This window comes from Endozoicomonas sp. ALD068 (assembly GCF_049310145.1).
Taxonomy (GTDB): Bacteria; Pseudomonadota; Gammaproteobacteria; order Pseudomonadales; family Endozoicomonadaceae; genus Endozoicomonas_A.
The window spans coordinates 6,950,751-6,966,265 of record NZ_JBLYNU010000004.1; the positions used below are offsets into that span (position 1 = coordinate 6,950,751).

General features: G+C 48.6%; 7 protein-coding genes. 5 read left to right on the top strand and 2 right to left on the bottom strand.

From position 1 onward, the window contains the following. The first annotated feature begins 5 nt into the window (after nucleotides 1-5). Both ACO6V5_RS25155 and ACO6V5_RS25160 read left to right on the top strand, forming a co-directional pair. Nucleotides 6-725, top strand: a complete 720-nt coding sequence (locus ACO6V5_RS25155; RefSeq protein WP_422135012.1) for a winged helix-turn-helix domain-containing protein — start codon at nucleotides 6-8, stop codon at nucleotides 723-725. 30 nt (nucleotides 726-755) lie between these two features. Continuing rightward, nucleotides 756-2,345, top strand: coding sequence for an ATP-binding protein (locus ACO6V5_RS25160; RefSeq protein WP_422135011.1), 1,590 nt, complete (start codon nucleotides 756-758; stop codon nucleotides 2,343-2,345). Nucleotides 2,346-2,366: 21 nt separating this feature from the next. Here ACO6V5_RS25160 and ACO6V5_RS25165 read toward each other — a convergent pair whose 3' ends face one another. Beyond that, nucleotides 2,367-3,320, bottom strand: coding sequence for a LysR family transcriptional regulator (locus ACO6V5_RS25165; RefSeq protein WP_422409453.1), 954 nt, complete (start codon nucleotides 3,318-3,320; stop codon nucleotides 2,367-2,369). Nucleotides 3,321-3,589: 269 nt separating this feature from the next. Between ACO6V5_RS25165 and metE the strand changes: the two genes are divergently transcribed. Then, complete coding sequence (gene metE / locus ACO6V5_RS25170; RefSeq protein ID WP_422135009.1) at nucleotides 3,590-5,875, top strand: 5-methyltetrahydropteroyltriglutamate--homocysteine S-methyltransferase; 2,286 nt, start codon at nucleotides 3,590-3,592, stop codon at nucleotides 5,873-5,875. Here metE and ACO6V5_RS25175 read toward each other — a convergent pair. Continuing rightward, entirely contained in the window at nucleotides 5,856-6,293 is a 438-nt protein-coding gene (locus ACO6V5_RS25175) for a hypothetical protein (protein WP_422135008.1), read from the bottom strand. The genes metE and ACO6V5_RS25175 overlap by 20 nt on opposite strands. 394 nt (nucleotides 6,294-6,687) lie before the next feature. Here ACO6V5_RS25175 and ACO6V5_RS25180 point away from each other — a divergent pair, with 394 nt between their 5' ends. Both ACO6V5_RS25180 and ACO6V5_RS25185 read left to right on the top strand, forming a co-directional pair. After that, nucleotides 6,688-10,584 carry a hypothetical protein gene (locus ACO6V5_RS25180; RefSeq protein ID WP_422442538.1) on the top strand — a complete coding sequence of 1,299 codons (3,897 nt, stop codon included), beginning with the start codon at nucleotides 6,688-6,690 and terminating at the stop codon, nucleotides 10,582-10,584. Between the two features lie 380 nt (nucleotides 10,585-10,964). Further along, nucleotides 10,965-15,257: a hypothetical protein gene (locus tag ACO6V5_RS25185; protein ID WP_422492185.1), complete on the top strand. Its 4,293-nt coding sequence runs from the start codon at nucleotides 10,965-10,967 to the stop codon at nucleotides 15,255-15,257. Nucleotides 15,258-15,515: the final 258 nt, after the last annotated feature.

Genomic DNA, 15,515 nt, shown 5'->3' on the forward strand with positions numbered 1-15,515 from the left:
GAAGTTTGGCTGTGGAGAATTCAGAAACAGGTCGAATCCTGATAGTTGAGGACGATGAGCGGTTGGCCACACTCACCAGGGACTATCTCGAGAACAATGGACTCTCGGTCTCAATAGAAGGTGATGGTGGTAAAGCGGTTGATCGTATTCTTGAAGAGCGTCCCGATCTGGTGGTGTTGGATTTGATGCTGCCAGGAGAAGATGGTGTTTCCATCTGCCGCCGTGTTCGTGGGCATTATGCTGGACAAATTTTGATGCTGACCGCACGGACCGATGACCTGGATGAAGTTCTGGGGCTGGAAATGGGTGCAGACGATTATGTTGCCAAACCGGTACGTCCAAGAGTGCTGTTGGCCAGAATCCGGGCTTTGCTGCGCCGAAATCAGGGCCCCATGGAAGAACAGGAAGAGCAAGGCAGCAGCCGCCTGACGTTTGGTCCATTGGTTGTGGATAACTCTATGCGAGAAGCCTGGCTGAAGGATGTGAGTGTAGAGTTAACCAGTGCCGAGTTTGATCTGCTGTGGTTGCTTTGCTCCAATGCGGGTCGGGTTTTGAGCCGGGAAGAAATTTTCTCTCAGCTGCGTGGTATAGAGTACGACGGGCAGGATCGCTCCATTGATGTTCGGGTGTCCCGTATTCGACCCAAGATTGGCGATGATCCCATGCATCCCCGTTTGATCAAAACCGTTCGCAGTAAAGGTTACCTCTTCGTTAAAAGTGAATAAGTGCTCTGAGCTATTTAAGTAGAGAAACCTGTGAGTAGTATTTTCTTACGCATATACGGAGGGCTCCTGTTTACACTGGTGCTCGTCGCTGTTCTGTCAGGTATTTCCGTCACGCTGATCAATGGGATGAGACAGGCTGACTATCGAGAAGATATGGTCAGGGGCACCTTTCGTCTGATCGCAGAGACGGTTGAAACCTTGCCTGAAGCTGAACGTAACTCCTGGCTGGAAGACTGGGGAGAGCGTCTTGCTATTCCCTTCGAGCTGGTGAGCGTGAAAGATTCAGGGCTGGATCAGGAACAGTTCAAATCTTTGAAGCCTGATGGCATCTGGGTTCGCATGTTGGATCAGAACAGAGCTCTGGTTCTGACACCTCTGGAGGGAGATATCCTTCTGGAAGGTGTGGTGTCGTCTATATCAGAACAAACAGCCAGTGGTACTCTCAGTCTTCTGAAAGCTAAATTGATGCGTTTTCCTGTCGCAAGTAGAGCAGACAAACTGAAAGAGTTGTCTGTCAATAGCTTCAGTTATCCTGTCCATCTGGTGGAACCTTCTCAGACTCGATTGCTCCCTGTGCAGCAGGAGCAGCTCCGTGAAGGCAGCGTGATGATGCTGCTGGATGACGAGGCTCAGACGGTCTCTATCTACACAAGCCTGCCGGATGAAACCCGACTGCTCAGAATGGGACCATTAGGGTTGCTGAACCCTTATCCTTTCAAGCTGATGCTGACCATTGGTTTGTTCGTGTTGACTTCCCTGAGTTTGGCCATTTACATCCTGGTTCGGGGAATGGAGAAACGTCTGCGCAAGCTTGAGAGAGCAGCGACACGTTTCAGTCATGGCGACTTTGATGTCCGGGTCTCTCTGTACGGTGCTGACTCCATTGGTCGTCTGGCTCAGGCATTTAATGCCATGGCAGGTCATATCCAGAGACTGTTGAGCCTGCAAAAAGAAATGATCAGAGGCGTCTCACACGAGTTAAGGACACCTGTCGCCCGACTCAGGTTTGGTCTGGACCTGGTGGCCGATGCCAGAACGCCTGAAGAAAGAGATCATCAGTTAGAAGGTATGGATAAGGATATTCAGGAACTGGATAACCTGGTGGATGAGATTCTGACCTATGCCAATCTTGAACAGGGTGCGCCCGAGGTGCGTTTCAAGCGGCATGATGTCGATAAGGTCATTGGTCAGGTCGTTGGTGAGCACAAGCGTCTTCAGGATCGTGTGGCGATTGAGCATGTTCCCTGCAATATACTGGATCCACGTCGTTTTGCAGACATTGATCGTCGCTACATGCACCGGGCCATCCAGAATCTGGTGGGTAATGCCTGTCGCTACGCAGACAGTAAACTGGAGGTCAGGTTTTCCGCAACACAGGACACCTGTCGGGTTGATGTGGATGATGATGGTCCCGGTATTCCAGAGGATCAATGGGATCGAGTCTTTTCAGCGTTTTCAAGATTGGATGACAGTCGTACCAGAAAATCAGGTGGCTACGGCCTTGGACTTTCTATTGTGAGGCGAATTATGTACTGGCATAACGGTCGGGCAATGGTCAGTCACAGCCCTCTGGGTGGTGCCCGGTTCAGTCTGGTTTTGCCTCGTAAACAAAGACGCTAACCGACTGTTTGTTTCCTTCCATCACGGCTTTAAGGTTTTTTCCGATATGGCTGGAAGAATTCCCGATAACGTTTTGAAGCAGGTTTCCCTGGCTGTTTCCAGAAAGTCGGCGATGTAGGGTTGTTCTTTCTGTTCCACCCGGATACCCGCATAGAGTGTTGACCAGAGACCTCCACTGCCCAGCTTTCTCGCTGCTACATGATCTTTTTCAAGATATTCCGCCAAAGCCCAGTTAGGCAGTGCACAAACGCCGCGCTGACTGGCAACCAGCTGCAACATCATCAGGGTCAACTCAACGGTTCTGACCTGGCTGGGTTCTATGTCATCCGGATCCAGAAAGCGATTGAAGATATCAAGCCGGTTGTGATCAATGGGGTAGATAATCAGTGTTTCTGCTTCGAGATCAGCAGGCTCAATCCACTCCTTTTTCAGCAAGTAATGTTGTCTGGAGAGAGCCAGTAACATCTCATAGCGAAATAACGAGATATACGTCAGACCAGGAACGCCTATCGGGTCAGAGGTAACCACCAGATCCAGCTCTCCTCTGGATAAAGCGGGTAAGGGGGCAAAGTTGAAGCCGGTGGCAAAGTCCATTTCGACTTCCGGCCATTGCTGGCGATAGGCGTCAATGGTTGGCATCAGCCATTGGTAACAGCTGTGACACTCAATGGCAATGTTGAGGCGTCCGGACTCACCTCCTGCCAACCTGAACAGGTCTTGCTCAGCGTGCCTTAGCTGGGGAAGAAGTTCATCTGCCAACTGCAGGATACGCAGACCGGCTGATGTAAATCTGGGAGGACGGGTTTTACGGATGAATAACTCCATGCCAATCCGGGCTTCAAGTTCCTTGATCTGGTGAGACAGGGCTGACTGAGTCAGATGCAGGCTTCTGGCTGCTTCAACCAGGCTCCCGGTCTGCTTTAGAGCAAGCAGTGTTTTCAGGTGCCTCAGTTCCAATCCTATGTTGGTTGTCATGATAAGCAATGTTTCGTACGGAGGTTGATTTTCCAAAAGATTATCAATTTTTTTCACTTTTATCATTAGTAAAATGAGTTTGATTCAACTTCTTTTGTGAGCCAGACTCATACTCCATGAGCAGCCGGGTGTGATGACAATGACTTCGCAACTACGGCAGTTTTCGCATAAACAACAGGAAGCCATGGGCGGCAGGGTAGTTTGTCGTCGCCATGGAATGAACAAATCTCTCTAAATCAACAAGAGTGGATGCTCTGGAGAATCCGGTTATGGCAATTTCACACAGCGGTGGCTTTCCACGCATCGGTGCCAATCGCGAGTTGAAAAAAGCGCAGGAAGCCTACTGGAAGGGTGAACTGAGTAAAGAAAGGCTTTTAGAGGAAGGTAAACGCCTCAGGTTGCAACACTGGGCTGTGCAAAAGGAAGCCGGACTGGATCTGATCCCGGTTGGGGATTTTGCCTGGTACGACCAGATGTTAAATCACTCACTCATGCTGGGCGCTGTTCCGGCACGGTTTGGTGCAGATTCTGACTGTGAAGATGTTGACACCCTGTTTCGCATGGCCCGGGGCAGGGCACCTGGCGGGACTCCGGCAGCAGCGTGTGAGATGACCAAGTGGTTTGATACCAACTATCACTATATTGTTCCGGAGTTGCACAAAGGCCAGACCTTAAAGCTGTCGTCTACAGAAATTATTCGCGAGACCCGCGAAGCATTGGACGCAGGATTTAAGGTCAAGCCAACACTGATAGGTCCACTTACCTGGCTGTGGCTTGGGAAGGTAAAAGGAGAAGCGTTTAATCGTCTGGAACTGCTGGATGATGTTATAGAGGTCTATGGACAGGTACTCAATGAGCTGGCCAAACTGGGTGTTGAGTGGGTTCAAATTGATGAGCCTATCCTGGTACTGGATCTTCCTACCGAGTGGCATCAGGCTTTTGAGTCCACCTACAACAGGCTGCAAGGCAAAGATCTGAAGATCCTGCTGGCGACCTATTTTGGAGGTCTTAATGGCACAACGACGACTGTAGTCAATCTACCCGTTGAGGGGCTGCATATTGATCTGGTTCGTGATGCTGAGCAACTGACAGCAATCCTTGACAGGCTGCCTTCCTACAAAGTGCTTTCAGCTGGTGTCGTGAACGGCAGAAATATCTGGAAAGCGGATATCCGTTCTATAGTCAGTAAACTTCAGGAAGCCAGTGAGCGTCTGGGTAACCGTCTCTGGGTTGCCCCCAGTTGTTCACTTCTGCATACGCCGGTTGATCTTGAATGTGAAACAGATCTGGATGATGAGTTGAAATCCTGGTTTGCCTTTGCCGTTCAGAAGTGTCAGGAAGTAGCAACCATAGCCAGCTTGCTTTCAGGCAATCAGAGCCCCGAGGTTCAGGCTGCTCTGGCTACTTCGGATCGAGCGATTGAAACCCGGAGTCAGTCATCAAGGATACACAATAAGGCTGTTCAGAAGCGGGTTGCCGGAATCAGCAGTGGCGATGACCAGCGAAACCTGCCTTATGAAAAAAGAGCTGTCGTTCAGGCATCCAGACTTAAATTACCGTTGTTTCCAACTACCACAATCGGCTCTTTTCCTCAGACGGTTGCTATCAGAAAGCAGCGTCGTTTATTCAGAAAAGGTGAGTTGAGTAAGCGTGACTACGTAGCAGCCATGCAGAAGGAGATTCTGGACACTGTTGCCAGACAGGAGGCACTGGGACTCGATGTTCTGGTTCATGGCGAAGCCGAACGTAATGACATGGTCGAGTATTTTGGAGAGCAGCTCAATGGTTTTGCCTTTACCAGCAATGGCTGGGTTCAAAGCTATGGCAGTCGCTGTGTAAAACCTCCCATCATCATTGGTGATGTTTCCAGACCAGAGCCCATGACCGTGAACTGGAGTCGCTTTGCCCAAGACCAGACCAGTAAGTGGATGAAGGGTATGCTCACAGGTCCGGTAACAATACTCTGCTGGTCTTTCCTGCGGGAAGATGTGGATCGAAGTGTTTCCTGCCTGCAACTTGCTCTGGCGCTCAGAGATGAAGTCGTGGATCTGGAAAAGGCGGGCATTGGCATCATCCAGATTGATGAGCCGGCGATTCGTGAAGGTTTACCCTTGCGCAAAGAAGACTGGCCTGACTATCTGAACTGGGCAGTAAAAAGCTTCAGGATTGCTGCCAGTGGCGTTCAGGATGAAACCCAGATTCATACCCACATGTGTTATAGCGAGTTCAATGACATCATTGAATACATCGCGGCAATGGATGCTGATGTTATTACCATTGAGACCTCCAGATCTGACATGGAGTTACTGGATGCTTTTGAACAGTTTGAATACCCCAATGAGATCGGCCCGGGGGTTTATGATATCCACTCGCCTAATGTTCCGGAGTCACAGTGGATGAAACAGTTGATGAAGAAAGCCGCCGAAAAAATCCCGCCGCAACGTTTATGGGTCAATCCGGACTGTGGTCTTAAAACCCGTGATTGGCCCGAAGTAGAAGCGGCTCTGAGCAATATGGTGCAGGTGGCTAACGAACTCAGGGATGAGCTGGCTTAACCGGTGATGCCTTGACCTGGACTTCAATAATGGGAAGTTCTGGAGGGGAAGCGGTGTAGGAAGCCTCTTGCCCTTCATAAGTCAGGAATGAGGGAGCCATCACTTCGGCATGGACACCGGTGAGAATTTCTACCTCTCCCTCTTGCTCTCCAGGCTTGACAAGGTAGAAAACTTTATAGACTCGGCTCTTTTCCGCATCCTCGAAATAGAGAGTGGCTCCCTGGTCCGCCGAAATGATAAGGCTCCGGGGCTCCAGGGGGCGCTCGTCAACGATCAGGTTTGTATCCAACCGGTATTGGGTTTGGGTAGCTTCTTTGTTACGGCCCGGCATTGAACACCCTGATAACAGCAGTATAAGGGGGATGATCAGGAACTTCTTATACAGGCTATCCAAGTGTTGAGCATTTTTGTTCGACATCAAATAAAAGTCCTTAGCTTTAGTGTTTTTGTCTCTGAGACATTGTTCGTGACATATATTCATGCCTAAAGATAGACGCTTCAGAGAAACTAATCTCTGAAATTTTAAGCTTGAATCTATGAAACGTTCACAAAAAAGCAAAACTGCCTTCTCGAGGGTACGATCACTGCTTCTGCTAATGACAATAATGTTTGGGGAGTCGCTGCCTGCCGTGGAACTAGTCGGCTCAGGCCCGATGCCAGCACATTTCTTGTATACTGATAAGTTGTTTGATCCTGAACAGCCCATTCCTCTTCCGTTTGATTTTATGCAGTTCACCCTCAGTTTGCTGCAGTTGCTGCCGAATAACAGACCTCTTCAGTCTCTCAAGCGGCCTCTCTCCCCGGTGTTATCAATGAAGCCAACACACCGCATTGATCTTGTTGCTGAGCCCCTTGAAGTCCTGGTGAATAATTCCAATATGCTGATCGCCACGGGCGCTGGCGGGGGAGGTGGCGGCGATAAGCCACCTGACGGAAACAGCGGGAGTCCTGACCCAGAACCCCAACCTGACCTTACCCTTATTCCTGATCCTGTCCAAACTTGTCTGCGGCAAAAAAAGCAACTGCTTCTAATATTACGAATCAAACGACATTGGGCAATTATGACAGGCCAGACCACGCTGGCCCGGATTTTGTCAGATCGGATCATGGTGATTGAAGCCGATCTTCTTGATCTGGAAAGGTCAGACCCTGGCACGATTCAACTGGGGCTGGTTCAGACATGGATGGCAGAGAATAGTCAGGAACTCAGAGTTTACCGTGAGATGGTTTCTGGCAAATATTCTGGCCGACAGACAGCTAACGGGAAAAAGAATTCATCCTCCCGAACGACCAAAGCATCTACGACCACAACAACAGGTCAGACCGGCCAGACAAGCGGACCTTCTGCCCGTAACTTGGGAGCCGGTTCGACAGGCGGCAATGGTCGTGGAGGCGATGACCCACTGAAACCGTCAGCTGGGCAGGATGCCGGACATTCGCATGTAGCTTGTTCGAAGTGTGACAAGGTATTGAATCCACAGGAATTAGGACGTGTAGCAAATCAGACAACAGCTTCAGCGTTGTTGTGCAACAAGTGCCTGTCGGGCATTCAAGGTTACGAAAGGGTAAGACGAATCAGGGAAGAAGCAGAATCGGATTCATCAGAACCCGCTCCGAAAAAAAAGAAGGGCCCGGGTAGAAAAAGAAATAATTCAACCGCTGTTGCTGAACCACCGGCTAAAAAAAAGAAACCGCCAGACACTCAAATTCCCGATGATCCGTTACAAAAAGTAAAAGCCAATATCCAGTACGAATTAAGTCAGGAAGAGCTGGAAAAAGTGCAAACCCTGTTGGCGGTATTCAAGAAAAAAAACATCACTGTAAAAAACACTTTTTATAAGTTGCTTGGTTTCGTAGATAGAGATTCTTTTAATGGCTTCTTCGATAATGCCACCGCCTTTTTTGGGCACCTTTCTGAAAACGTCAAAAATACAGGTATGCTGACCGGCATGCTGCATAGTAGAAAAAAACATATCCGTAGTTTTGCAGAGCGTAGCCAGGATGAACTCGAATATTTAGCGAGGTTAGATGCAGTGACTTCTTTCTCGTCCATGAATAATCGCAAAGGCGTGCCCACACATGAGCAAGTGAAAGCAATACTGGGCTGGTCTGAATGGAAACACAAAGATGGCGAGTTCAATATCGAACTGTTCCGCTCTTTCTCGTCCATGAATAATGGCCACGGCGTACCCAGGCATGAGGAAGTGAGAGAGGTGCTGGGCTGGCCGGAATGGAAAGACAAAGATGGCGAGTTCAGTATGGAGCTGTTCCGCGCCTTCTCATCTATGAATCATGGCAAAGGCATTCTCAAACATGAGCAAGTGAAAGAGCTGCTGGGCTGGCCGGAATGGAAAGACAAGGATGGCGAGTTCAACATTGAGCTGTTCCGCGCCTTCTCGTCCAGGAATCATGACAAAGGCATGCTCAAACATGAGCAAGTGAAAGAAGTGCTGGGCTGGCTGGAATGGAGAAACAAGGATGGCGAGTTCAGTATAGAGCTGTTCCGCGCCTTCTCATCTATGAATCATGGCAAGGGCATCCTCAAACATGAGGAAGTGAAAGAGGTGCTGGGCTGGCCGGAATGGAAAGACAAGGATGACGAGTTCAATATGGAGCTGTTCCGCGCCTTCTCATCCATGAACAGTGGAAAAGGCATGCTCAAACATGAGGAAGTGAAAGAGGTGCTGGGCTGGCTGGAATGGAAAGACAAGGATGGCGAGTTCAATATGGTGCTGTTCCGCGCCTTCTCATCTATGAATCATTGCAAAGGCATCCTCAAACATGAGCATGTGAAAGAGCTGCTGGCCTGGTCGGAATGGAAAGACAAGCATGGCGAGTTCAACATTGAGCTGTTCCGCTCCTTCTCATCCATGAATAATGGCAAAGGAGTGCTCAAACATGAGCAAGTGAAAGAGGTCCTGGGCTGGCCGGAATGGAAAGACAGGCATGGTGAGTTCAGTATGGAGCTGTTCCGCGCCTTCTCATCCATGAGTCATGGCAAGGGCGTGCATAAACATGAGGAAGTGAAAGAGGTGCTGGCCTGGTCGGAATGGAAAGACAGGGATGGCGAGTTCAACATTGAGCTATTCCGCTTCTTCTCATCCATGAACAATGGTAAAGGCATGCTCAAACAAGAGAAAGTAAAAGAGGTGCTGGACTGGATAGATTGCCGGGGGGCACCCAATCACAGGTTACTGCAAATCATGCCCAGGCTTTGGGCATCGGCAGGGCTTCCTGCTATTAAGCTGCTGCAGCACTGGGAAACACAACTGAAACAGTTACTGCCTGCAGAACTTACCGGAGAACACAGCAACTCGGATAATGAAGGAGAGGATAAATACAATCGCCAGATAAAAGCAGTCGCTCTTTATCTTTCCACCCCCAAGGCAGACTGGTCGCTAAAATGGACGGTTTTAAAACAGTTCTGCCAATTTCATGAACAGACTAAAACGGTTCTGATGCTGGGATCATTGATAGGGCTTTTATCTTCTTCTGGAGGAAAAAGCGTCAAACGTTACCTTCAGGCTAATCAACTGGATCGGCATTTTTTGTGGCGTCATTTAATGGAAGCCGTGCCTTTGCGTGTGTTAAATAAAGCAATGTTCCTGTGTTCTTCCGATGAAGACAGGGAGCGTTTTGTCTATTTTGCCAAGCGGCTGAAGTCATTGCCAGATAAAAGATTATGGGAGCAGTATTCAGCTCTGTTGCAACCATTGTCAGGAGTGCTGAAATTCGAATATATGCAAGGGCTCTATCTGGAAATCCTGCAACCCTTAACAAAGGATGATCAGCTGCGTTTTCTGGATGCCAGCCACGCCCGCGTTGTGTTCGACCTGTTTCCCTCGTTAAGCGCCCTGCAAAAACTCAGCAAAGAGCATTCTTCCCATTGGTTAAGCAAGCTGCTTGAAGCCTGCCTGCAACTAAAAACCCATGACATCACCAAAGAAGGCATCCAGATACTGTTTGAAGCGCTGCTCAAAACCCATAGTCTTCTACCCTGGGATAACGATATTCCCGATCACTTTTTGTACGGGATGCAAACGACCGACAATAACCATGTTGAGATACCTGTCTCCGGACTTATCCAGTCAGGAGAACAGTTGGCCCTGAGCTATATTGCCGTATTGATGCAGAACCTCAACGAGATGTCTTTTACCGTCAAAAGACAATGGCTTGAGGTTGAGGTGCCGGATGATGATGTTCAGACCTATCGCTACCCAATGCCACAGCTGGAAATACAGGATGAAAAAATGGCCATCAGCAACTGGTCAGAGGAGCAGTTCCGGACTTTTTTGAAAATCACCGGGATATCTGAACACTATTATTTGACTGCAGATCAATGGCAGAAAGTGGATAACGTTCAATCCAGGCAAGCTGTAGCATGTCAACCAGAGAATGAATTGGAACCGCAAAAACAGGCGTTTGGCAGTTTATGGTTAAAGCTCAACCAGACAGAAATTTTTGGCAGCGAAATACTGAATTTACTGGAGGAGTATGAGAGTGAAATGGAGCTTATGCATACAGTGACCCTCCTTAAAAAAGCCAGAATCGATAGCGCTACCCACATACTGGAAGCATGGCGGCAACGGGCGTGCAACAAAATAGAACAGTTAAAAAAGCAAGACCCTTTATTATCCGATGTTGATCCTGTTGTTTATCAGGGTTGTCAGGAACTGGAGCTGCTTGATGGATGCGGGAGTATTTTCTAAAAAGACTTGTGTCGTCTGATGAAGCTTCTAAAAACAAACTGTCTGCCAACTCCGTTCATGGCAAGCTTGCCAGTGCGGTGCTATAAAATCTAGCGCAAACCTGAATCCGCATGCCCAAGCCGGATGACGTACGAATTTTTTCCACTAGCGAATGGATTCACAGAAGCTGATTTTATTAGCCTGGATCTATGAGACGCTCACAACAAAAAAAAGCTGCCTGCTCGATGGTCCGATCACTGCTTGTGCTAGTGACGATGTTGTTTGGAGATTCGCTGCAGGCATTGGAATTAGTTGGCTCAAGCCCGCTACCAGCTCATTTCCTGTCTTCCAATAAGTTGGCTGAACCTGAACGGCCCGATCCTCTTCGAGGGTGTCACGAGTTGACTCCCGTCATTCCCGGCTTCATTCCCGGCTTCATTCCCGGCTTCATTCCCGGCTTCATTCTCGTCATTCCCGCGAAGGCGGGAATCCACACTGACTCACCACCAGAACCATACTGCCCGGTGCCCCCCTGGCCTTGTCATCCCCGAGAAGGCAGGGAGCCACCGTTGGCGCTGGATTCCCGCCTTCGCGGGAATGACGACCTCAGAGCTATTCCTGATCCTGTCCAAACTTGTCTGCAGCAAAAAAAGCAACTGCTTATAATATTACAAATCAAACGACTATGGGCTATTATGGCTGGCCAGACCACGCTGGCCCGGATTTTGTCAGACCGGATCATGGTGATTGAAGCCGATCTTCTTGATCTGGAAAGGTTAGACCCAGGCACGATTCAACCGGGGCTGGTTCAAACATGGCTGGCAGAGAATGGTCAGGAACTCAGAGTTTACCGTGAGATAGTTTCTGGCAAATATTCTGGTCGGCAGGTGAGTAACGGGAAAAAGAATTCATCCTCCCGAACGACCAAAACATCAACGACCGCAGCAACAGGTCAGACTGGCCAGACAAGGAGACCTGCTGCCCGTAAAAGGGGAACCGGTTCGACAGGCGCCAATGGTCGTGGAGGCGATGACCCACTGAAACCCTCAGCTGGGCAGGATGCCGGACATTCGCATGTAGCTTGTTCGAAGTGTGACAAGGTATTGAATCCACAGGAATTAGGACGTGTAGCAAATCAGACAACAGCTTCAGCGTTGTTGTGCAACAAGTGCCTGTCGGGCATTCAAGGTTACGAAAGGGTAAGACGAATCCGGGAAGAAGCAGAATCGGATCCACCAGAACCCGCTCCGAAAAAAAAGAAAGGCCCGGGTAGAAAAAGAAGTAGTTCAACAGCTGTTGCTGAATCACCGGCCAAAAAAAAGAAACTGCCAGACACTCAAATTCCCGATGATCCGTTAGAAAAAATAAAAGCAAATATCAAGTACGAATTAAGTCAGGAAGAGCTGAAAAAAGTGCAAACCCTGATGGCGGTATTCAAGAAAAAAAACGTCACTGTAAAAAACACTTTTTATAAGCTGCTTGGTTTCGTGGATAGAGATTCTTTTAATGGCTTCTTCGATAATGCCACCGCTTTTTTTGGGCATCTTTCTGAAAACGTCAAAAATACAGGCATGCTGACCGGCATGCTGGGTAATAAAAAAAAACATATCCGTAGTTTCGCAGAACGTAGCCTGAGTGAACTCGAATATTTAGCAAGTTTGGATGTATTGAATTCCTTTTCGTCCATGAATAGTAGGAAAGGCGCGCCCACACATGAGCAAGTGAAAGCAACACTGGGCTGGCCAGAATGGAAAGACAGGGATGGCGAGTTTAATACGAAGTTGTTCCGTTCCTTCTCGTCAATGAATAGTTGCAAAGGCTTGCTCAAACATGAACAAGTGAAAGAGGTGCTGGGCTGGCTGGAATGGAAAGACAAGGATGGCGAGTTCAGTATGGAGCTGTTCCGCTCCTTCTCATCCATGAACAATGGAAAAGGCATGCTCAAACATGAGCAAGTGAAAGAGGTACTGAGCTGGCCGGAATGGAAAGACAAGGATGGCAAGTTCAGTATGGAACTGTTCCGCTCCTTCTCATCTATGAATCATGGCAAAGGCATCCTCAAACATGAGGAAGTGAGAGAGGCGCTGGGCTGGCCGGAATGGAAGGACAAGGATGGCGAGTTCAATATGGAGCTGTTCCGCTCCTTCTCATCTATGAGTCATTGCAAGGGTGTACTCAAACATGAGCAAGTGAAAGAGGTGCTGTGCTGGCCGGAATGGAAGGACAAGGATGGCGAGTTCAGTATGGAGCTGTTCCGCGCCTTCTCATCTATGAATCATGGCAAAGGCATCCTCAAACATGAGCAAGTGAAAGAGGTGCTGGGCTGGCCGGAATGGAAAGACAAGGATGGCGAGTTCAACATTGAGCTGTTCCGCGCCTTCTCGTCCAGGAATCATGACAAAGGCATGCTCAAACATGAGCAAGTGAAAGAAGTGCTGGGCTGGCTGGAATGGAGAAACAAGGATGGTGAGTTCAGTATAGAGCTGTTCCGCGCCTTCTCATCTATGAATCATGGTAAGGGCATCCTTAAACATGAGGAAGTGAAAGAGGTGCTGGGCTGGCCGGAATGGAAAGACAAGGATGACGAGTTCAATATGGAGCTGTTCCGCGCCTTCTCATCCATGAACAGTGGAAAAGGCATGCTCAAACATGAGGAAGTGAAAGAGGTGCTGGGCTGGCTGGAATGGAAAGACAAGGATGGCGAGTTCAATATGGTGCTGTTCCGCGCCTTCTCATCTATGAATCATTGCAAAGGCATCCTCAAACATGAGTATGTGAAAGAGCTGCTGGCCTGGTCGGAATGGAAAGACAAGCATGGCGAGTTCAACATTGAGCTGTTCCGCGCCTTCTCATCCATGAATGGTGGCAAAGGCATGCTCAAACATGAGGAAGTGAGAGAGGTGCTGGGCTGGCCGGAATGGAAAGACAGGCATGGTGAGTTCAATATGGAGCTGTTCCGCGCCTTCTCATCTATGAGTCATGGCAAGGGCGTGCTTAAACATGAGGAAGTGAAAGAGGTGCTGGCCTGGTCGGAATGGAAAGACAGGGATGGCGAGTTCAACATTGAGCTATTCCGCTCCTTCTCATCCATGAACAATGGTAAAGGAATGCTCAAACAAGAGAAAGTAAAAGAGGTGCTGGACTGGATAGATTGCCGGGGGGCGCCCAATCACAGGCTACTGCAAATCATGCCCAGGCTTTGGGCATCGGCAGGGCTTCCTGCTATCAAGCTGTTGCAACACTGGGAAACACAACTGAAACAGTTACTGCCTGCAGAACTTACCGGAGAACACAGCAACTCGGATAATGAAGGAGAGGATAAATACAATCACCAGATAAAAACAGTCGCCCTTTATCTTTCCACCCCCAAGGCAGACTGGTCGCTAAAATGGACGGTTTTAAAACAGTTCTGCCAATTTCATGAACAGACTAAAACGGTTCTGATGCTGGGATCATTGATAGGACTTTTATCTTCTTCCGGAGGGAAAAGCGTCAAACGCTACCTTCAGGCTAATCAACTGGAGCGGCATTTTTTGTGGCGTCATTCAATGAAAACCGTGCCTTTGCGCGTGTTAAATAGAGCAATGTTCCTGTGTTCTTCCGATGAAGACAGGGAGCGTTTTGTCTATTTTGCCAAGCGGCTGAAGTCATTGCCAGATAAAAGATTATGGGAGCAGTATTCAGCTCTGTTGCAACCATTGTCAGGAGTGCTGAAATTCGAATATATGCAAGGGCTCTATCTGGAAATCCTGCAACCCTTAACAAAGGATGATCAGCTGCGTTTTCTGGATGCCAGCCACGCCCGCGTTGTGTTCGACCTGTTTCCCTCGTTAAGCGCCCTGCAAAAACTCAGCAAAGAGCATTCTTCCCATTGGTTAAGCAAGCTGCTTGAAGCCTGCCTGCAACTAAAAACCCATGACATCACCAAAGAAGGCATCCAGATACTGTTTGAAGCGTTGCTCAAAACCCATAGTCTTCTACCCTGGGATCACGATATCCCCGATCACTTTTTGTCCGGGATGCAAACGACCGACAATAACCATGTTGAGATACCTGTCTCCGGACTAATCCAGTCAGGAGAACAGTTGGCCCTGAGCTATATCGTTGTGTTGATGCAGAACCTCAATGAGATGTCTTTTACCGTCAAAGGGCAGTGGCTTGAGGTTGAGGTGCCAGGTGACGGAGTTCAAAACTACCGCTTTCCAATGCCACAGCTGGATATACAGGATGAAAAAATGGCCATCAGCAACTGGTCAGAAGAGCAGTTCAGGACTGTTTTGAAAATCACCGGGATATCTGAACACTATTATTTGACTGCAGATCAATGGCAGAAACTGGATAACGTTCAATCCAGGCAAGCTGAAGCATGTCAGCCAGAGAATGAATTGGAACCACAAAAACAGGCGTTTGGCAGTTTATGGTTGAAGCTCAACCAGACAGAAATTTTTGGCAGCGAAATACTGAATTTACTGGAGGAGTATGAGAGCGAAATGGAGCTTATGCATACAGTGACCCTCCTTAAAAAAGCCAAAATCGATACCGCTACCCACATACTGGAAGAATGGCGGCAACGGGCGTGCAATAAAATAGAACAGTTAAAAAAGCAAGACCCTTTATTATCGGATGTTGATCCTGATGTTTATCAGGGTTGTCAGGAACTGGAGTTGCTTGATGGGTGTGGGAGTATTTTCTAAAAAGACTTATGTCGTCTGATAAGGCTTCTAAAAAAAACTGTCTGCCAACTCCGTTTATGGCAAGCTTGCCAGTGCGGTGCTATAAAATCTAGCGCAAACGTGAATCATCAGGCCTAAGCTGGATGACGTACGAATTTTTTCCACTAGCATGGAGTCACAGAAGCTGATTTTATTAGCCGGGATCTATGAGACGCTCACAACAAAAAAAGCTGCCTGCTCGATGGTCCGATCACTGCTTCTGCTAGTGACGATGTTGTT